Annotated in this window: 18 protein-coding genes; 8 read left to right on the forward strand and 10 right to left on the reverse strand. The window is 46.0% G+C overall.

Annotated elements, in window-relative coordinates; all coding sequences use genetic code 11:
* Positions 1–34: 34 nt before the first annotated feature.
* From FHQ23_RS08015 to FHQ23_RS08040, 6 genes are all read left to right on the forward strand, one after another.
* Complete coding sequence (locus FHQ23_RS08015; RefSeq protein WP_139613853.1) at positions 35–301, forward strand: YhdT family protein; 267 nt, start codon at positions 35–37, stop codon at positions 299–301.
* Entirely contained in the window at positions 298–1,770 is a 1,473-nt protein-coding gene (panF, locus tag FHQ23_RS08020; protein ID WP_139613854.1) for a sodium/pantothenate symporter, read from the forward strand. The genes FHQ23_RS08015 and panF overlap by 4 nt, the downstream gene beginning before the upstream one ends.
* A complete protein-coding gene (prmA, locus tag FHQ23_RS08025; RefSeq protein WP_139613855.1) occupies positions 1,739–2,623 on the forward strand; it encodes a 50S ribosomal protein L11 methyltransferase in 885 nt (294 codons plus the stop codon). Before panF ends, prmA begins: the two co-directional genes overlap by 32 nt.
* A gap of 226 nt (positions 2,624–2,849) precedes the next feature.
* A complete protein-coding gene (gene dusB, locus FHQ23_RS08030; protein ID WP_139613856.1) occupies positions 2,850–3,815 on the forward strand; it encodes a tRNA dihydrouridine synthase DusB in 966 nt (321 codons plus the stop codon).
* Between the two features lie 41 nt (positions 3,816–3,856).
* On the forward strand, positions 3,857–4,153 hold the full coding sequence (gene fis / locus FHQ23_RS08035; protein WP_034612369.1) for a DNA-binding transcriptional regulator Fis: 297 nt from the start codon (positions 3,857–3,859) through the stop codon (positions 4,151–4,153).
* Between the two features lie 170 nt (positions 4,154–4,323).
* Complete coding sequence (locus tag FHQ23_RS08040) at positions 4,324–4,878, forward strand: DUF5358 domain-containing protein (RefSeq protein WP_139613857.1); 555 nt, start codon at positions 4,324–4,326, stop codon at positions 4,876–4,878.
* Between the two features lie 101 nt (positions 4,879–4,979).
* Here the strand turns inward: FHQ23_RS08040 and FHQ23_RS08045 are convergent, their stop codons facing one another.
* Together FHQ23_RS08045 and FHQ23_RS08050 are read right to left on the reverse strand one after the other, a co-directional pair.
* Complete coding sequence (locus tag FHQ23_RS08045) at positions 4,980–6,377, reverse strand: glucose/sorbosone family PQQ-dependent dehydrogenase (RefSeq protein ID WP_139613858.1); 1,398 nt, start codon at positions 6,375–6,377, stop codon at positions 4,980–4,982.
* A gap of 106 nt (positions 6,378–6,483) precedes the next feature.
* A complete protein-coding gene (locus FHQ23_RS08050) occupies positions 6,484–7,398 on the reverse strand; it encodes a LysR family transcriptional regulator (protein ID WP_139613859.1) in 915 nt (304 codons plus the stop codon).
* A gap of 108 nt (positions 7,399–7,506) precedes the next feature.
* Here FHQ23_RS08050 and FHQ23_RS08055 point away from each other — a divergent pair, with 108 nt between their 5' ends.
* A complete protein-coding gene (locus tag FHQ23_RS08055) occupies positions 7,507–8,097 on the forward strand; it encodes a flavodoxin family protein (protein ID WP_139613860.1) in 591 nt (196 codons plus the stop codon).
* A gap of 24 nt (positions 8,098–8,121) precedes the next feature.
* On the forward strand, positions 8,122–8,595 hold the full coding sequence (locus FHQ23_RS08060) for a carboxymuconolactone decarboxylase family protein (protein ID WP_139613861.1): 474 nt from the start codon (positions 8,122–8,124) through the stop codon (positions 8,593–8,595).
* Positions 8,596–8,660: 65 nt separating this feature from the next.
* Here FHQ23_RS08060 and FHQ23_RS08065 read toward each other — a convergent pair whose 3' ends face one another.
* The 8 genes from FHQ23_RS08065 to glnA all read right to left on the reverse strand — a co-directional run bounded on the left by FHQ23_RS08065 (position 8,661) and on the right by glnA (position 20,783).
* Entirely contained in the window at positions 8,661–13,370 is a 4,710-nt protein-coding gene (locus FHQ23_RS08065) for a hemagglutinin repeat-containing protein (RefSeq protein ID WP_139613862.1), read from the reverse strand.
* 40 nt (positions 13,371–13,410) lie between these two features.
* Positions 13,411–15,081, reverse strand: coding sequence for a ShlB/FhaC/HecB family hemolysin secretion/activation protein (locus FHQ23_RS08070; protein ID WP_139613863.1), 1,671 nt, complete (start codon positions 15,079–15,081; stop codon positions 13,411–13,413).
* A gap of 334 nt (positions 15,082–15,415) precedes the next feature.
* Positions 15,416–15,847: a Holliday junction resolvase RuvX gene (gene ruvX / locus FHQ23_RS08075; protein ID WP_139613864.1), complete on the reverse strand. Its 432-nt coding sequence runs from the start codon at positions 15,845–15,847 to the stop codon at positions 15,416–15,418.
* Positions 15,847–16,407, reverse strand: a complete 561-nt coding sequence (locus tag FHQ23_RS08080; RefSeq protein WP_139613865.1) for a YqgE/AlgH family protein — start codon at positions 16,405–16,407, stop codon at positions 15,847–15,849. The genes ruvX and FHQ23_RS08080 overlap by 1 nt, the downstream gene beginning before the upstream one ends.
* Before the next feature lie 20 nt (positions 16,408–16,427).
* Positions 16,428–17,384: a glutathione synthase gene (gene gshB, locus FHQ23_RS08085; RefSeq protein ID WP_139613866.1), complete on the reverse strand. Its 957-nt coding sequence runs from the start codon at positions 17,382–17,384 to the stop codon at positions 16,428–16,430.
* Positions 17,385–17,395: 11 nt separating this feature from the next.
* Positions 17,396–18,130, reverse strand: coding sequence for a 16S rRNA (uracil(1498)-N(3))-methyltransferase (gene rsmE, locus FHQ23_RS08090; protein ID WP_139613867.1), 735 nt, complete (start codon positions 18,128–18,130; stop codon positions 17,396–17,398).
* Between the two features lie 115 nt (positions 18,131–18,245).
* Positions 18,246–19,037: a TatD family hydrolase gene (locus FHQ23_RS08095; protein ID WP_139613868.1), complete on the reverse strand. Its 792-nt coding sequence runs from the start codon at positions 19,035–19,037 to the stop codon at positions 18,246–18,248.
* 327 nt (positions 19,038–19,364) lie between these two features.
* Positions 19,365–20,783: a glutamate--ammonia ligase gene (glnA, locus tag FHQ23_RS08100; protein ID WP_139613869.1), complete on the reverse strand. Its 1,419-nt coding sequence runs from the start codon at positions 20,781–20,783 to the stop codon at positions 19,365–19,367.
* Positions 20,784–20,855: the final 72 nt, after the last annotated feature.

The following is a 20,855-nucleotide window of genomic DNA, read 5'->3' on the forward strand; positions in this document are numbered from 1 at the left end:
TTTCATTGTTTCTTTTTCTGTTTGAGGTATTCATATGAAGTTGCAAGAAAAGTATCAACAAGCCAGTAAGGAAGCTCGATGGGCATTGGGTTTAACCATATTATATGTGATCGGCTGGTGTTTGTGTGCCTATTTGCCGGGTGGCACAACCGGACCAATTGGTTTCCCACTCTGGTTTGAGCTTGCGTGTATCTACCTGCCAGTTTTATTTATTGTCGTTGCTCATTGGGTGCTGCGCATTGTCTATCAAGATTTTGATTTGGATAATCACAGCGACGGTGAGCAGGAGACAAAATCATGAATTTAGGCATCATATTTCCGTTGGTGATCTATCTGGCGTTTGTGTTTGGTGCAGCAATTTATGCTTATGCTAAGCGCTCGAAAGGGGATTTTTTAACCGAATATTATGTCGGCAACCGCTCGATGACGGGCTTTGTGCTGGCGATGACCACTGCCTCAACCTACGCCAGTGCCAGTTCATTTATCGGTGGACCAGGAGCTGCGTATAAATTCGGCTTGGGTTGGGTGTTGTTGGCAATGATTCAAGTGCCGGCAGTCTGGTTGGCACTGGGGGCGTTGGGCAAAAAATTTGCGCTGCTGTCAAGAGAAAGTAGGGCGCTGACCATTAATGATCTGCTATTGCACCGTTACAAAAATAAATATCTGGTATGGATTGCCTGTTTTGCCTTGTTAATCGCTTTTTTTGCGGCAATGACCGTGCAATTTATCGGTGGCGCGCGCTTGCTGGAAACCACCATTGGTATCAGTTATACCCAATCCTTACTGATTTTTGCGCTAACGGTCGGGATTTACACCTTTATCGGCGGTTTTCGTGCCGTAGTGTTGACTGATACCATTCAGGGTACAGTAATGATTTTAGGCACTTTTATTTTATTGTTTGCGGTGATTTATGCTGCCGGTGGAGTAGAAAGTGCGGTTGCCGCTTTGGCTGCAACCGATCCACAACTGGTCAGCCCTTATGGACCGAATGAGATGCTGGATTTTCAGTTTATGGCGTCATTTTGGATTTTGGTCTGCTTTGGCGTGGTCGGGCTGCCGCATACAGCGGTGCGTTGCATGGCGTTTAAAGACAGTAAAGCATTACATGGCGGCATGTTGATCGGGACTATCGTATTGACGATTGTTATGCTCGGCATGCATCTTTCCGGTGCGCTAGGTCGGGCGATCTTACCGGATTTGACGATTCCGGATCAAGTCATCCCAAGCCTCATGCTGCAAGTCTTACCGCCGATTGTCGCTGGGATTTTTCTGGCGGCGCCAATGTCGGCGATTATGTCGACCATTGATGCGCAATTGATCCAATCTTCGGCGATTTTCGTTAAAGATATCTATTTATCAGCGAAGCCGGAAATGGCGAATAATCAGAAAAAAATCGGGTTTTTCTCATCAATGGCAACACTGATTTTGACCGCACTTTTGATTTTAGCGGCACTCAATCCACCGGATATGATTATTTGGTTGAATTTATTTGCGTTTGGTGGCTTGGAAGCGGCATTTTTATGGGTGATTGTATTGGGTTTATATTGGGATAAAGCCAATGCTTACGGTGCGATCGCCTCAATGACAGTCGGCTTGGGCAGCTATGTGTTGCTAACCGTTCTTTCACTCAAATTATTGGGTTTCCATGCTATCGTACCATCACTGGTGTTCGGCTTAATCGCCTTCTTGGTTGCCAATAAACTCGGTGAAAAACAGGATCAAAAAAGAGGAAAAATAGATGCCTTGGGTACAAATTCGAATCAACAGTAACGATAAACAAGCAGAAAAAATCAGTGAAACACTGGAAGCGTTGGGCTCGGTGTCGGTGACGTTTGTGGACAGTCAGGACACACCGGTGTTTGAACCCTTGCCAGGCGAAACTCGTTTGTGGGGCAATACGGATGTGATTGCCTTGTTTGATGCAGAAACCGATATGCAGCAAATTGTCGCCGAATTGACTGCGCAGCGGATCTTAACCCCAGCGGTTAGCCATAAAATTGAGCAGATTGAAGACAAAGACTGGGAGCGGGAGTGGATGGATAATTTTCATCCGATGCGCTTTGGCGAGCGGCTATGGATTTGCCCGAGTTGGCGTCCGGTGCCGGACGAAAGTGCGGTCAATGTGATGCTCGATCCGGGACTAGCCTTCGGCACGGGCACTCACCCGACAACCGCACTTTGCCTGACTTGGTTGGACGGCTTGGATCTAAACGGCAAAACGGTGATCGACTTCGGTTGCGGTTCAGGCATTCTTGCCATTGCTGCGTTGAAGCTTGGTGCGAAACAGGCAATCGGTATTGACATCGACCCGCAGGCAATCCTTGCCAGCCGCGATAATGCCGAACGCAACGGTGTCGCCGACCGCTTGCAGTTATTTCTCGCCAAAGATCAACCGCAAGACCTACAAGCCGATGTGGTGGTGGCGAATATCCTTGCCGGTCCGTTGAAAGAGCTTGCTGAACCGATCATCACATTATTAAAACCGAATGCAGCTTTAGGGCTATCCGGCATTCTCGCCAATCAAGCACAAGCCGTATGCGAAGCCTACCAAAGCCAAGTACGGTTAGAACCCGTGGCGGAACTGGAAGAGTGGTGTCGGATTAGCGGAGTTAAAAGAGCTTAAGTCCTCATCTGAACTAAAATCGGCTGCTTGTCAATCATTAAGCAGCCGATTGATTTGGTTTTTGGAGATTATTTTCGCTGTTTTTTTAACCAGATCAAAAAAATGCAAAAAAACGCATTTTGGATAAAAAATGTACTTCCCTAATTGATAAAAAGTGCGTATTATAGCCCCCCTTATTCGATGATGGTTCTGTTTTGATTCTGCTTTTTGTTGTGGTGAACAGTATATGCGTATTGGACAATTTCAATTAAAAAATCGCGTATTATTGGCGCCAATGGCGGGAATAACCGATCAGCCGTTCAGACGACTTTGTGCCCGCTATCATGTTGGCATGAGCTATTCTGAAATGATGTCGGCGAATCGGGATGTATGGCATACGGAGAAATCTCGGCTTCGGGTGGCACACCACGAGGAGATTGGGATTAATGCGGTGCAAATCGCCGGTAGTGATCCGCTGGAAATGGCACAAGCGGCGGCATTGAATGTAGAATACGGCGCACAGTTAATTGACATTAACATGGGTTGCCCTGCCAAGAAGGTAAACCGCAAAATGGCGGGCTCGGCATTGATGCAACATCCTGAATTGGTGGCTAAAATTCTGTGTGAAGTGACGGCAGCGGTCGACGTGCCGGTGACGTTGAAGATCAGAACCGGATGGGATAAAACACACCGAAATTGTATTGAAATCGCCAAAATAGCGGAGCAATCCGGTATCCAAGCGTTGACTATTCACGGTAGAACTCGCAGCTGTCTGTATCAGGGAGAGGCGGAGTACGACAATATTTGTCAGGTGAAACAGCAAATTTCAATTCCGGTGATTGCCAACGGTGATATCACCAGCGCAGAAAAAGCACGGTATGTTTTAGACTATACCGGCGCAGATGCGGTGATGATTGGGCGAGGCGCACTCGGTCAGCCGTGGTTGTTTCGACAAATTGAGGCTTTTCTGCAATCAGGTGCGCTGATTGCCGAGCCAAGTTTGGCGGAAAAGTGTCAAGTGGTGCTCGAACATATTCACAATTTGCACGCTTTTTATGGCGAGCAGAAAGGATATCGGGTCGCTCGGAAACATGTAAGTTGGTATTTGGATAACATCAAACCAGATTCTGCTTTTAAACGTACTTTCAATACCATTGCTGATCCTAAGCAGCAGTTGTATGTCTTGGAAGAGTTTCTTGACTCAATCCAATAGTGGATTGGGGTGATTTTTTTAGTTAAATGGAACATATTAAAATGTTAGAACAACGTAGCAATTCAGATGCATTAACAGTTTCAACTTTAAATGCACAATCTCAAATTACAAATAAACCATTAAGAGATTCGGTCAAACAAGCGTTGAAAAATTATTTAGCTCAATTAAACGGGCAAGATGTCAATGATCTTTATGAGTTGGTTTTATCGGAAGTTGAACACCCGATGCTGGATATGGTGATGCAATACACGCGTGGCAATCAAACCCGTGCTGCCAATATGTTGGGTATCAATCGTGGTACGTTACGCAAAAAGCTGAAAAAATACGGTATGGGCTGATTTTAGTATCTTAAAATCAAATAATAATAGCAGTCGTCAGAGTAATTTGGCGGCTGCTTTGTTTTATTCTGCCGCCGCAATTTCGGATGTCAAACCGGGAATTGCTTTCTAAAAAGTGCGGTTGTTGTTAAAATTCCGCTGAATATTAAAAAAGGTAATTAAGGTTGAGTATGTTGAAAAAATTGGTGTTGCCAGCAATAGCTTTGTCGGTTGTTGCTTGTAGTTTGGATAAACCAGAAGCAGCATTTCCTGCTGAATTTGCCAATGCTGATTATATCTTGTCAGATACAGATGCTAAACGTTGGGTTATGAGCAGCCATCAAACCGAACAATGCGTCTATCCTAATTTAACGCGGATTCAACAGGCGCATTTCTCGCAAGAAGATGCATATATCCATTCGCAATATGTTTTCTTTTATCCTTTGGAAAAGATTATTGGCGCAGATTATTTGAAAATGGTTCAAGAAGATGAAAAATCCATGGGCTATGCACAATATCAATATAAAAAATTTAAACAGGTAAGTACGGAACCGTTGCCAAAAGCCCAGTGCGAGCTTTTGAGAGCGAATGCACGTGATGATTTGTCAGTCGTGAAAGGACAGTATAAGAGCGGTATGGTGGAAGAGAGCAAAACTGACAGCAAGCAAAATGGCGATGCGGTTGCCACCGGTGATAATAAGTTCTTCTTCGACATCATTAAATGGGGCGCAGCGCTGGTGCTGTAGTCGCTAGCTATGCAGAGTAAAATAAAGAGATTGGGGTTGATGATGAATCACCCCAATCTTTGTTTTAAATAGCTACCTTTAATTGGCTCTTAAGCCAGAGACTATTTGGCTTCAAACACCAAAATAGCGCCTTTATTGGCGACTTTCATCACCGGCTGAATATCCTTGCCCATCAAGATGCCGGCATCATCGGTAGCGATGTAGATTTTGCTGGTGTCCGGTGAAACCAATACCATACGATAACGGTTGTCGGTGCGGAAGTGGGTGATTGATTCGCCCTGCACTTGCTTCCCGTCCGCACTCAACGGCAACTGGTAAAGCGTGCCGGTTTTCACCCCGGTTACCAGTAGTGAATTTTGTAAACTCTTGATTTTACCGTTTTTCGGGTAGTAAGCGATACTGGTGGTCGCTACCGTTGGCCAGCAGATGTAACCGATTTCACATTTTTCATCGCTGAAGTTGTAACCCTGCGGCACGGTATAAAAGGTTTTTTGTGGGAATTTCAAATTGTCGGCTTGGAACTCGCTTTCCTTAAATTCAGGCACAACTGCTCCGTTCGGCACGCCGATATATTCCGGCAATTCAGCACAGTTCGGTGCGGCGGAGAAATTGGCGTAGCTGTAAGCCATATCGTCTTGGTAACCTGCAATGTGTGGCCAACCATAGTTACCGGCAGCTTCGATGATATTGATCTCATCATCAACCGCAGGACCTTGATCGGTGTTGTATAAGGTGTCTCCAACATAAACTAAACCTTGCGGATTACGGAAACCGTAGGCATAAATATGGCTTCTCACGCCATTGATTTCAGGGTTGTCGCTTGGAATTGAGCCGTCCAGATTGAAACGGATCACTTTGCCGCGATATTTGTTGAAATCATTGGCGGCGACTTCGGCGTCGGTTGGGATTTTTTGCGATTGGATCTCTTTACACATATTGCCATATTGGTTGTAACCGTTGTCGCCCAAGGTCAGTAATAATTTGCCGCTTTTATCGAACAACAAGCGTCCACCGTTGTGATCGTTGCCTGCCGGGGTTTTGTCCAACACGATTTGCTCATCGCCCAATGTGCCGTTTTTCGCATCGTAGCTTAAACGCACCACACGTCCGAAATCGGATTTATCTTTGCTGCTGTCGCTGTAGGTGTAATACACATACACATAATCTTCGTCGGTACCTTTAGCAAAATTCGGATGTAATTCCATGCCCAACACGCCTTGGTGTACTGGCTCGGCGAAGGCTTTATCGAAAGTGTACAATACCTTGCTTGCGCCGGTGCTCGGATTGATGGCAACGATCTCTTTGCCTTGGCGCGTAGTTGCCCAAATATCGCCATTTGCACCCCACTTCATTTCCCAGATATTGTTTAAACCATCGATTAATACGCTGGCTTTGATTTCGTCTTGCTGCATCGCAACAGTTGGATTGTCCACTTTTGCAATTGCAGCGCCGCTGATTAGCGTGGCTAAAAGTGCGGTTGCTAATAGAGATTTTTGCATAACATTTCCTTAATTAAACATGATAAAAAATGACCAAAGACATACTATCAAATTAAAAATCGGCACGGAATACCAACTTTATGGATAAATTGTCCGAAAAATTGATTCAATCTCTACCCCATAACGGGTGGTTTTCAAACAATTGTACCGCCCAATCGACGAAAACCCGTACCCGCGCTGACAGACGGCGCGAATAAGGATACACCACGCTAATCGGCATGTTGCTCGCTTGCCAATCCGGTAACACTTCTACTAATTCGCCCGACGCAAAATAGCGTTGTGCGGAAGCACGCGGTATAGCGATAATGCCCAATCCTGTCAACGCTGCATTGCAATACACATCGGCATTGTTAAACGTCAAGTGCGGTTTGACATCAACATAAAACCGTTCTTCTCCTTTATGTAGATCATAACAATACAGTTTATCGCTTGCCGGAAAACGAAAGCCGATATATTGATGCCGATGCAAATCGGATGGGTGGCTTAATGGCACGGCATTGGCGAGATAGCTGGGTGCTGCGCATAAACAAAAGCGCATTTTCCCGACCATTTTACACACCAAATCCGGCTCAGTCACCGGACCGCCACGCAACGCGCAATCGACATTTTCCTGCACCATATCCACCGCTCTTTCGCTGCAACGGATCTCTAATTCCAGTTCAGGATATTTCTGTAAAAATGCCGGTAACGCCGGAATCAATAAATGCGACCCCAACGGCGCAGTGGTTTCCACTTTGATTTTGCCTTTAATACTGCCGACTTCCTGCATTGACGCTTCTAAATCATCAACACTTTCAATCAGTTGCTTTACCTGTTCATAATAATTCACGCCATCGGTGGTTGGCGAAACCCGACGGGTTGAACGGTGCAACAGCACCACCCCCAACCGCTCTTCCAACGCTTGAATTTGCCCCGAAATCGTGGTTTTGGCAATGCCTAATGCCTCTGACGCTTTACTAAAACTGCCTAATTCAACAATGCGACAAAACGCGCGCATCGCTTCTAATCGATCTAATGCCATTGTGCGAATTTCCGTATAGATTAACTGATTTTAGCTACTTTATTATGATAATCCGTTCAAGTAAAGTAGCACACAATTTATTTTGCTTATCAATAAGAGGATTTCAACATGGCAAAAGTAGCGATTGTGTATCACAGCGGCAAAGGGCACACTAAAATGCTGGCAGAGTATGTTAGACGTGGTGCAGCGGCAGTAGCGGAAACCGAGGTGGTATTTTTGGAGGTGGAAGAGGCATCAGAGCAACTAGAATTATTGGATACCTGCGATGCAATTATTTTTGGCTGTCCGACCTATATGGGCAATGTGTCAGCCAAAATGAAAGCATTTCAGGAAAGTGCGGTTTCGCGTTGGTTTTCGCGCCAATGGCAAGACAAAATCGCCGGTGCATTCACCAATTCCGCCTGTTTTGCCGGCGATAAAGAAAGCACTTTAATCGGCTTAATGGTGAATGCAATGCAACAAGGCATGATTTTTGTCAGCCTTGGCATTGCACCGGCAGTGAACGAGCCGGAATCGTTCCAAACCATCAATGGCGCAAGCCCAAATGCGATTAATCGTGTTGATGGCAGCCTCGGTCCGATGGCTGCGTCGATGATGGTTGAGCCGGAAGAGATGGCAAAAGGCGATTTAGAAACTGCCTATTTATACGGCGAACGTGTCGCCAACATTACCGCGCAATTTGTGCGTGGACGTATTTAATCTATCAAAAAAGAAGAAAAAATTATGCAACGTTTAAGTTACCCAATGATCGGTTCTGAAGCATTTAATGCGATGTTAAAAGTAGAAGGCGTGTTAGGCAACTGTTCACTTGATCCGTTATTAAAAGAGTTGGTGAAAACCCGCGCTTCACAAATCAACGGCTGTGCGTTTTGTGTGGATATGCACGTTAAAACCGCGCGCAAATATGGCGAGCGTGAATTGCGTCTGCACCACGTGGCAATTTGGCGCGAAAGCAATCTATTTTCTGCCAAAGAGCGCATGGCATTGGAGATGACCGAAGCCTTAACCCAAATTCAATCCGTCGGATTAAGCGACGAGTTGTACCAACGCGCCAGAGCGGTGTTCAGTGATCAAGAACTGTGCGATTTAGTGTTTTCGATTGCGATCATTAATGCGTGGAACCGTTTAGGCGTAGCATTCCACACTGAATTAGGCTCTATGGATAAAGCGATGGGCTTGGATAGCGTGCAGATTTAATGAGGTTGATATGGCTCATAGACACTTATTATCTTTAAATAATGTCCATGAGCCACATACGTTACTTACCGTTTGGTGACCTGATCAATTTCAGAAACCACATTGCTGCTGTCTTTTTTCACGCTGCCATTGATAAGCGGGAATTTTGCGTCTTTTAAATCTTTGACGGCTTCCTGAATCAACAGCGGAATGTTATTGGAGACATCTAGTTCGCCTTGATAGCGGTTGTGGTGTCCTGCGATATCTTCGACACCGACAGATACCGTATTAACATTCGGGCGACTGTCAGTTGCAGTGATGCTGGCGCCGTTCAATTGAATGTGATTTTTCACATTTAAATTGACTTCACCACTTTGAATCCCTGCTACTGTTGTGACTTCATCTTGCGATACGATATTACCGGAGACGTTGAAGGTCGATGGTTTCAAGGTTTTTCCGGTCAGTGGGTTATGCTCGGCAAAACCGGCAGCTTCTGCTGCATTATTGACCGCAGTGGTGACTTTTCCTTTCAATTCATCGGTTTTCTTGGTCGAAGGGACGGCTTTCATCACGCCGGTCAGCGCACCACCGTTTTGCGAATTGGTCAAATTTAGCCCCAAATTAAAACCAACACTTTCTTCAGTATCTTTACGACTTTCAATGGTGAGATTGTTACCAATATCACCGTTGACGGTATTGCCTTTCACGGTCGCGCCGAGTAGTGCCAGATCTTTTTCACTGTCCAATCGAACGTTTTTCCCTTCGAGATGGCTGATCACTTGTGTGGTTTTTGCAGTTTTATCAATGTTGACTGTCAGATTGCCACTGCCGTCTTGGGTTGTTTTTTCTTCACCGCTGACTTTTTTAATGTTGGCATTCGCATTGATCCCAAAGCCCCAGTTGTTTTTGTGCTCGGCATTTTGCAATGATTCCACCACAATACCACCGTGGTTTGCATTCACCTCAAGCTCATCGGCTTGAATAGTGCTACCGCTGATATGCACCGCATGATCACTGTTTGCCCCGGCATGGATGGTGGCTTTGTCGGCATTGAGGGTAGTGGCGGTATAATTGATCGCGGCTTGATCGGTATTTTTGACATTGACACCGAGTTTGAATGACCCGCCAGTCGAAGCTTTATCACCACCGCTGGAGTTTCCACCGACACCGATGTTCAGTGACCAATCGATACCTTTCTCAGAGGAAGATCCCTGAGCTGCTTTGATGACCGCACTTTCGCCAGCTTGTACTTTTAGGCTGTCTACCTTGCCGTTAACACCTTGCAGTACCACATTTTTAGCCGTCAGATTGGCGTGTTGCACCGCAATTTCACCGGCTTTTGCTGTGATGCTTTGGGCGCTGGAATCATTTGCACCGCCGCCAATGCCGCCTGAACCGGATTTGCTGCTTGGGCTGGTGCCGCCAGAGGCACTGATATCCAAGTTAAAGCCGTTTTTATTACTTTGCTTGATATTGTTGGCTTGCACCAAGTCAATATTGCCTTGTGAGGAGAGTGCTAAAGTGCCTTTTTCTGATTTTAGCGTGTTGCCTTCCAACAAGATACCGTTTTTAGCGTTGATTGTAATATCACCGACAGTGTCAAAACCACCGCTGACTGCCTCAGATGAGAGGCTATTACTTTCGCTGTGACTGCCCTTTCCTTTGGCAGATACGCTGATGTCCAAACCGGTGCTGGTGGAAACACCCAGGCTGCCTTCGCCTTTATCTTCAATCGTTTTGCGAACTTCGGTATTGGCGGCAGCCACATTAGCGTAATGTTGGGTGTTAATCACGACGCTGTCAGTGGCTTGATAACGGGTGGCAACATCACGAATATCATTTGCCGTAGCGTTAATGTTAGCGGCTTGGATTTGGGTACCAAGTGCGGTACTACTTTCGTTATTTTCAACTTTTTTACCGCCGCCTAGCTTCAGCGCTGTATTGGCATTTGGGGCACCGATAGCACTGACTGAGCCGAATGCGCCGACCGGGTTGCCTTCAGCTAAGCCGTTAACCGCTTTTTCAACCGCACGGGTGACGCCGCTGATATCAGCACTGGCACCTATTTCAACATTAACGGTGGTGGTTTCACGTTGCTCTTTTTCACTATTTTTAGCGACATTTCGAATGATGTTATCGGCATTTTCTTGCAATTTGCCATTCACCTGATGTTTACCACCTTCATATTGCAAGCTGTTTTTAGCGTTCAGTGTTAAGTCACCATTGACTTCGGTTGACGATTGAAGTGCGGTTTCGGTGGTTTTGTCGGCATGAACTTTGGTCATTCCGCTTTCTAAGCCAATGGTCACCCGATCCATTCCGCCACCTACATAAACTCCAAAGCCACTTTTTCCACTGTCGGTTTGCAGATTTTTTTGATCTTGTTGTGCCGTAATGTGAATATTTTCGGCGTTAACAGTAGCGTTACCTTGAGAGGTTTTTAGGCTTGATCCTTTGATATTGGCATCGCTATCAGTAGTTAGGTTTAAGGATCCGCCTTGAACCACGCTGCCTAAATGGGTGACTTGATCCAGCGTTTCTTTGCTGCTGCTCAGTTCAATACCAACGCCGGCACGGTATTGTTTATCACCATCTTCACGCGCATAAGCCGTTGCTTTGACCTCATTAGTTTTCGTGGTTTTGTTTAACGCCTGCTTCGCACCTTCGATATTGATGTTGCCGACACTTGTTAAATTGAGCTGTTCAGCCACATTGATGATGCTGCCGATGACATTGATATCTTGTTTCGCGATAACATTGAAGGTCGCATCAGAAAGCAGCTCCGCACTTTGGGCATTTTCACGTTGTTCATCACTGGATAGTGCATTTTTGGTGATGTTAAACACGGTGCCGTTGCGCTGATTGATAATTTCATGGCTGAAATTGGTGGCATGATCAACAGTCACACTGCCAGTGCCGGATTGGGCATAGCCTCCTTTTTGTGCCTGCACTTTGCTGCCTTGAATATTGACGCCTTGCTCGCCATTCAGTAGCACGATGCCTTTGGCTTTGATATCGGAAGCAACTTGTAATTTATCGCTGCGGTTGTTATCGGTGTTGTGTCCACCACCGATACCACCCCAATAAACTTGGTCGCTGCGGGTGACTTTATTATTACTGATTTGCTGGGTGCCGACTTCGACTTTACCGCTTTCGGAGGTTACCAACATATCACCGTCTGCCCAAACATCTGCGCCACTGATGCTCACCCCACTTTTTCCGGTAATGCCTAAATTATGATTAGCTGTCAGCCAAGTTTTTTTCAAGGTTTCGCTTTCATTGGCTTCGTTCCAGCTGCCGGTTTCCAAGTTTGCGGTGTGGTTACGTTTATTACCTACATTCATGCTGCGCGATTTCTGTACTGCACCGTCCAGCAACACTTTGCCCCGATCAGCACTGACGGACAAATTTTGATCGGCGTGAACCGCACTTGCGGTGATCTCCACATTGCCTTCGGTGGCTTTAATCTTGACATTTTCGCCTCGGAAATCATTACCGATCTGACGTTCGTTTTCAGTGGTTTGTGTTTGGTTGTGCTCCCAAGAGTAGTGCCAGTTATGGTCAATATGCTCGGTTTTGTTTTTCAGTTTTTGGCTGTTCAAGTCAATGTTTTTTGAGAGGACTTGAATATCCTTGCCGCGTAGTTTAGCAGCGTTGATTTCCACTTTATTGGTGGCATTCAAATGAATCACATCGCCTTGAATTTCGGTTTGATTCCATTGTTGATCTTCAGTGCTGCGCTGTTTTTTGCTCGCACCGTTATAAGCGGAGTAGTTGCCGTCCAGCTGCTGCACTTGACGGTTATCCTCAACCTTTCCAGTCAGAACCAGATCTTTCGCATTGGTATTGACATTCCCCTTGATCTTCGCAGATACCAAATTAATGACTCCGTGCCCCTTGAGATCAAGCCCTGCTTCAGTAGTGGTTTGAATTTCACCACTTAAGTTAACGCCGTTACCTTGCCCGGTGCTGACAATGTTGATTCGACCGGCTTGCATACCACCGACATAGTAGCCGTCCAAATTTTGTTGTTGACTATGAATTCCGGTCACTTGCTTGCTTTGGTAATCCATTTTGTTATGACCGCTGGCAGCATTGATCTCTTTTGTTGCTTTAATGCTGGCTGAAGCATTAATCTTAGGAGCAACCAGATCCAATACCTCACTGCCGGATACGCCTTTACCTTGAATGGTCAGGCTATTGTTATTGCGCGTGCTGTTCAGGGTTTTGATTTGTCCTTCGCTGATTTCAGCTTCGCCGACCACCATAGAAGCACGTGGAATATTGATAAAACCACAACCATCACAAGTAATACCATTCGGATTTGCGAGTACATAATCGGCTGCCATACCGAAAACTTCTTGCTGACCAAGCAGTAGCGACGGATTGCGACTGACCACCTCGTTTAAAATGACTTTTGCCGCGTGATCGGTGATATTTTTATTGGCTTGAACTTGTCCTGCCAGCTGTGACTGCCCATCTTGTGTGGCGTTGTTGAGCACTGCACCAGCGGTGTTAACGTTATATTTGTCATAAGTATTGTGTGACAATCCCTGCTCATTGGGTTTGACAATATTAATCACGGTGGCACCGTTATTGGCGCTACTGACTGACGGAGCAGAGTTGCCACCGGCAACTACCGGTTCATTGGCTTGAGCGGCAATTGCCGCCATTCCACTCATAAAGAAAATACTGGTGTTATTCGTTTCAGCAACAGCTGTGCCAGCACCAGTAATTAACGCAATACTCAAGGTACAGCTCAGTTTGCCCTTAAATGACAATTTAAATGATTTCATTCAGAATTCCCTCTCTATTAGAAATTATTTTTAGTAATAATTAAAAAGTTATTGTTATTTTGCCTAAAAATTGGCTTTCATTTTGACGTTCAGGTGAAGAAACAAACCACCCGCGATCAAAAGAAAAAGATCCACTCAATTGCCGGTAAGACAAGTGAATCCCAAAGCTGGTGCCAACCGCACTTTGCCACGCATTTGGCGCATTGCGATTGAAAATTCGTCCGGTATCCAGCCCGATAAAGGGCGTCAAACTTACCGCTTTATAGGCTGCCGGATAAGATAGAGTATTGCGTAAATACCACCCGTTATCGCTGCTTAAACTGAGGCGATCAAAACCGCGCAGCGCACTGTTATCGGTAAGATCAAAGGTTTCCATCGACGGTAAACGATCGTTGGAATATTGCGCAGCAAAACGGTGTTGCAGTTGAAATTGCCGATCTAAAATAGAGAATGGATATTGCCAGCTGGCACTCAAACCAAATTTGGTAAACTGTGGCTCAGTAATCCGCTGCTTGTTGCTGCGGCTAGCACCGAACAGCGCTAGACCATGTTGCATTCCCAGATTCAGTGACAAGGTGCCGTTGTCTAAAATTCGCAGGTGATCAAAAGAGAGATCCAACACCGTCAAACGCAAGTTTTGATCGGGATTACGATAACCCAACAGCACATTACTGTTTTGTTTACGGCTTAGGCTCAGGCTCAAGGTATTGATATGGAATTGATTACGTGATAGTACTCGATCTAAGCGCAAACCAAATTGGCGACTGGATCCATAATATTTGGCGCCGGAAACCGGCAAACTGACCGCAGAATCGGAGCGGGCGGCAAAGGCACTAAAAGTCCAGTAGCCGTAGGGAATAAAATACAAGCCGCTATAGCTGCGGTTGTAGCGACTGGAACGGTGATCCAAATTTTGGCTGTGGTGCAGTGAAAGAAAGTCAGCGTGCTTGGTCAGATTATCCCAAGAGAATCCCACTCGCCCAATGAGCCGACCACTGTTTTTCTTGCCATGGTTATCAACGGTGGTATAAAAACGGAAAGGTGACTGTGCCAGTGCATGGTTTTTCAGCACAAGCGTGGAGCCACCGAACTGCTTGCCGGGCAAAATATCGACACTTATTTGTTGTGAAGGCAAGCGATTGAGTTGATCTAAACCTTGATCTAACTCACGAATATTCAACGGTTTCCCCAATATTGAAGGAAAAACATTCTGCACGCTGCTCAGTGCGGTGTGCTGCTCAAATTCAATACTTTCAACGGTTCCTTCAACGGCGTGCAGGCGCAAAGTGCGGTTTTCGTCCAGCGGGGCAAACACCATTCGCGCGGTAATATAGCCGCGATCCAAATAGCGTTGGGTCAATTCGCGGATCAAGCGGTTGACATTGGCGTCACTGATACAATTTTCCGGAATTGGCGTTAAAGTTGTGAGATCTTTTTCGTCCAGTAAGTGGATACCTGTGAGTTGCAGTCCGTTAACGGGCAAGCATGCCTGAGAAAAGGAATCGGTTTCTGGTTCAGTGACCGTGCTGGTTTGTTGACTGGTTTTGAGCAGTTGTTGGTAACGATTTCGCTCAATTTGCTGGTTGATTTCTCGTTCGCTGTTGCGCAGGCTTTGTTCGTGTTGGTTGTTCGTTTCGGCATGGGTCAGGTGGGGCAATGCTAGCAGCGGCAACAAGGTGTAATACACCTTATGTTTAAAACGTAATGTCATACAAGATACTCAATTTTTTAATATTATTATTAGAAGCTATAAATTAGTAACGCAATGTTACTAATTTGCGGCGTAGAATATAGCATTTGAGAATAACTCTCAATAGAATTTTCCTAAAATATCATTTATCTATAATAAAATAGATAAAACGGCGAAAGTTTACCCGAGAAGATAATAACGTAAAGAAATAACGAAGCGGAAAAAAGGAGTGATTTGATTATATGGCTAATATATCTATTTGATAAATAAGTAAACTAAAATTTGTGATTGAGCTCACAAATTTTAATGTAAAGTATTTTATACCACGAAGATAGATGGTTATTGACTTTAATAATTACGCTATTTCGTCGCTGCTATGGGTTTCAAACCAACTTTCTAAGATAATGCAAGCAGAGATCGAATCGACTTTGCCTTTTTCTAAGGCTTTGTAACCGCGACGGGAGAAGAGTTCACTGCGCGCTTCGACGGTGCTGAGGCGTTCGTCGTGCAGCACAACCGGAATGCCAAATCGACCGTGAATTCGTTGTGAAAATTTTCTGGCACGCTGGGTAATGTCTTGTTCTGTGCCGTCCATATTCAGCGGCAAACCGACAATAACGACTTGCGGCTTCCATTCGTTCAGGCATTTTCCAATCAAATCCCAGTTGGGAATGCCGTCGTTAGCTTTAAACGCATTAAGGGCTTGTGCCGTGCCGGTGATGCTTTGCCCGACAGCACAGCCGATACTTTTCACCCCAAAATCAAAGGCAAGTGCGGTAAATCCCATTAGGCATGCCCTGCTAGTGCGGTCAAATGAGTCGGTTCGAAACCCAAAGTGCGGTTGGCTTCCAGCCAGCGGCGATCGTAAGGCACGTCAAACAGCAAGCGTGAATTGGACTCCAGCACCAACCAGACATTATCGGCAATCTCTTGCTCCAATTGTTCTGCACGCCAGCGGCAGCAGCCTAGCGCCACCAGATATTTCTCCGGCGCATCGGCGCGACCAATGGTTTGCAGCACGTCGGCAGAAGTGGTCATCCAAACGTGATCGGACACTGCATAGCTGTGTTCAAAAGCCGGAATACATTTACTGTGTAAAATAAATCCGCGCTCGAGATTAACCGGCCCGCCCATCAGCACAATATCATCTTGTCGATATTCGCGCTGATCGGCAATTAGAAAATTCATTTTGGCGATAATTTCCGCTACGCTCAAGTCGGTCACTTGGGTCAACATAATCCCCATTGCCCCTTCATTATTGTGCTCACAGATATAAATCAGCGCATTTTTGAAAAAAGGGTCGTCCATGCCTGGCATTGCCAGCAAAAAGTGGTCTTGTAATTTCATTGTCATATTGTCCTGTATTTTTACGGCTGATCCTGTAAACGTCGCTCAATCGCATCCATTAACATGCCACTGATTGAAACTTGCGGAAATGCCGCTTCAATTTCACGGATACAGGTTGGACTGGTGACGTTAATTTCGGTCAGTTTATCGCCGATTACGTCCAAACCGACAAAGATCAACCCTTTTTGTTTTAAATAAGGGGCAACGGTTTTTGCGATCAGCCAGTCGCTGTCAGTCAACGGACGTGCTTCGCCACTGCCGCCGGCTGCCAAATTGCCACGGGTTTCGCCTTTTTGTGGAATCCGTGCCAAACAGTAGGGTACCGGTTCGCCATCCACCACTAAAATCCGTTTATCGCCGCTGACAATTTCTGGGATATAAGTTTGCGCCATACAATACTGTTGCCCTAGTTTGGTCAAGGTTTCGATAATCACGGACAGATTTGGGTCGTCTTGTTTAACCCGAAAAATGGAGCTGCCCCCCATGCCGTCCAGCGGTTTTAAAATAATATCGCCGTGTTGCTGATGAAATGCCTTAATTCGTGCCGCATCACGGGTGACCAACGTCTCCGGGGTTAACTCGGCAAACCAGGCGGTGTACAATTTTTCATTGCAGTCACGCAAACTTTGCGGTTTATTCACGATTAAACAACCTTGTTGCTCAGCCCGTTCTAAGATATAAGTCGCGTAAATAAATTCAGTGTCAAACGGCGGATCTTTGCGCATTAAGATCACGTCCAATTCTGCCAGTTCGAGCGTTGTTTCGCTGACAAATTCAAACCAATCCTGATAGTCATACCGCACTTTCAGTTCTCGCACTCGCGCTTTCGCTACGCCTTTGTGCAAAAACAGATCATTCATTTCCATATAATACAGTTGATAACCACGTGCTTGCGCCTGTTCCAACATCGCAAAACTGGAATCTTTTTTGATATTGATGGATTGAATTGGATCCATCACAATGCCGAGTTTAATCATGATTTTTTTCCTTATGATAAATCGCCGAAACAGACTTGCAGGGCGGTAATTGCCGCCAATGCAGCGGTTTCGGTGCGCAACACGCGCTTTCCGAGCAGTACCGATTGAAATTGTTGCTGTTCGGTCATGGCGATTTCACTTGCCGATAAACCGCCTTCTGAACCGATTAACAGACGTACCCCAGCTTCGGGAATTTTGCCGAGTTGACGAATGCCGCATTCAGCACGTGGGTGCAGATTAAGTTTCAGCATCTCGCTTGTTTCGGCGCACCAATCGGTCAATTTCATCAACGGGCGGATGTTGGGAACCCGATTACGTCCGCACTGTTCACAGGCAGCAATCGCAATTTTTTGCCACTGCTGAATTTTTTTCTCCATTCGATCCGCATCGAGTTTCACGCCGCAGCGTTCCGACCAGAGCGGTGTGATCATATTCACACCCAGTTCCACCGATTTTTGAATGGTAAATTCCATGCGGTCACCACGCGAGATCACTTGCCCTAAATGAATATTGAGATTGGATTCTCGGTCGTCTTCAATTGCGCCGTCTAACCGCACTTTGACCGTTTTTTTACTGATTTCATTAATTGTTGCCGGATAAATATGGTTGCTGCCGTCAAATAATTCAAGTTGCTGCCCGACATTCATGCGCAACACGCGTGCAACATGATTGACCGCATCGTCGTTCAGCTCACAGTGGTGAAGTGCGGTTAAGGATTCAGGGTGATAAATTCGTGGAATTCGCATAATTAATCGGGTTATAGAGATGACATAACAGAATGATAACACCGATAAAAACAAAACACTAACCGCACTTTGGATTATCCGGTGTATAACGTGGCATAAGTTCGCTTATTTATATCTAGAAATCAAAAAGTGTGCGGCTGTTGCGCCAAATAGTTTCTTGAATTTGTGCCGTAGGTTCACTACGTAATTCGCTTAGGGTTTGCAGCACTAACGGCAACCGTTGCGGGCGGTTCGGCTGTCCTTGAAAACCAAGCAGCGGCATGTCCGGGCTGTCGGTTTCCAACACCAGGCTGTCCAACGGCAATTGTCGAATCGCTTCACGGGTTTTGTTGGCGCGCGGGTAGCTGATGGTGCCGCCGACACCGATAAAATAGCCCAGATCGACAAAGCGTTTGGCTTGATGATAACTGCCGGCAAAGCCGTGCACCACACCTTTTTTCGGCAATGAAATCCGTTTTAAAAAAGTATAAAGTTGATCGTGACTGCGACGCGAATGCAGGCTGACCGGCAGATTGAAATCGCGTGCCAGATAGAGTTGTGTTTCGAGAAAATGGCACTGTTTTTGCCAAATTTCAGGCGTGATCAACTCAGCAACCGCTCTTTCCAAACCGATTTCCGCCACAGCTTTGCATAAGTGCGGTTTTGCATTCAACCGCACTTTTAATTGCGTTAAATCTTGCTCTTCGTGCTGCTGAATATACAGCGGATGCAGCCCCAAACCATAACAAAGCTGTGCAGGTGCTTGTTCACAAAGTGCGGTTAAGCTGTCAAATTGTTCTGCAACGACCGCAGCAATCAAGATTTTCTCCACCCCAACCGCACTGGCTTCTGCCACAGCTTCGCTCACGGGCTGCTGCAACTGCTGAATCAGATAATCAAAATGGGTGTGGGTGTCGAAAAAGGGCATGGCGGTTCTCTTGTTTAAATAGTGGTACAGTATAAATTTTAAGAATTACTTCTCCCCTTGTGGGAGAAGGACAGATTTTAGCGTCGTTCAGACGCTAAAATCAGGATGAGGGGGAGTGCAAATTCGCTTGATTTCACCCTCATCCGCCCTGCGGGCACCTTCTCCCATCAAGGGAGAAGGGAATAATGTGCTGGTTCATTTATCTCTCAAATCTGTCAATTTAGAATTCTTTCTCCCCTTGTGGGAGAAGGGAGCTGTGTCAATATTACGACATAAAGGGCGCATTAACATACGCCCTTATTTTAAATTGTCGGATTTAAACTCAGCTTACATCGCATAATACATTTCGAATTCAGCCGGGTGCGGTAGCATTCTTAAACGTTGTACGTCTTTGGCTTTCAACTCGACATAAGCCTCAATGAAGTCGCTGCTGAATACGCCACCACGAGTCAAGAAGTCGTGATCGGCTTGCAGTGCTTGCAGGGCTTCTTCCAAAGAACCAGCAACATGCGGCACTTGTTTCAACTCTTCCGGTGGCAAGTCATACAGGTTTTTATCCATCGCATCGCCTGGGTTTAACTTGTTGATAATACCGTCCAGACCCGCCATCAAAATCGCTGAGAATGCCAAGTATGGGTTTGCACCCGGATCCGGGAAGCGCACTTCGATGCGGCGTGCTTTCGGACTGGAAACCGTCGGAATCCGAATTGAAGCGGAGCGGTTGCTTGCTGAGTAAGCCAACAGCACCGGTGCTTCGTAGCCTGGCACCAAACGTTTGTAGGAGTTGGTGGTCGGGTTGGTGAACGCATTCAAGGCTTTGGCGTGTTTAATCACACCAGCGATAAAGTGAAGTGCGGTTTCGGACAAGTTGGCGTATTTATCACCGGAGAACAGATTAGCACCGTCTTTGCCCAACGAGATGTGGCAGTGCATCCCAGAACCGTTGTCGCCGAACAGTGGTTTTGGCATAAAACATGCTGTTTTACCGTGTTCGTGTGCCACATTGCGTACCACATATTTATAGATTTGGGTTTCGTCGGCTTTTAAGGTTAGCGTGTTGAAACGACAAGCAATTTCATTTTGACCAGCGGTTGCCACTTCGTGGTGGTGCGCTTCAATCACCAAACCGAACTCTTCCATCAACAAACACATTTCAGAGCGGATGTCTTGTGAAGAATCAACCGGAGGCACTGGGAAGTAGCCACCTTTCACGCCCGGACGATAACCGGTGTTGCCGCCTTCGTATTCGGTGTTGCTGTTCCATGCGGCTTCGATATCGTCAATCGCAAATGAGCTGGCGCCCATCCCGACTTGAAAACGCACATCGTCAAACAGGAAGAATTCCGGCTCAGGTCCTAATAATACCGTATCGGCGATACCGGAGGCTTTTAGGTATTCTTCGGCGCGCAATGCGATGGAGCGAGGGTCACGATCATAACCTTGCATGGTGGTCGGCTCGTAAACATCGCAGCGAATGCTTAAGGTTGGAATCGCAAAAAATGGATCGATAATTGCCGTTTCAGGAATTGGCATCAGCACCATATCGGATTTATTGATCGTTTTCCAACCGGCAATCGATGAACCGTCAAACATTTTGCCGTCTTCGAAAAAATCGTCATCTACCGCACTTTTAGGAATCGAAACGTGCTGTTCGGTACCCTTGATGTCGGTAAAACGTAAATCGACAAATTTGACATCATGCTCTTCAATGAGCTTAAATACGTTGGCGATAGCTGCTTGAGACATAACTAAATCCTCTATTGGTTAATGTGAAAAATATAAAAATATTAGGGTTTGTTTGAAACATAACTAAAATAT

The sequence above is a fragment of the Testudinibacter crocodili genome, assembly GCF_006228025.1.
Taxonomy (GTDB): domain Bacteria; phylum Pseudomonadota; class Gammaproteobacteria; order Enterobacterales; family Pasteurellaceae; genus Chelonobacter.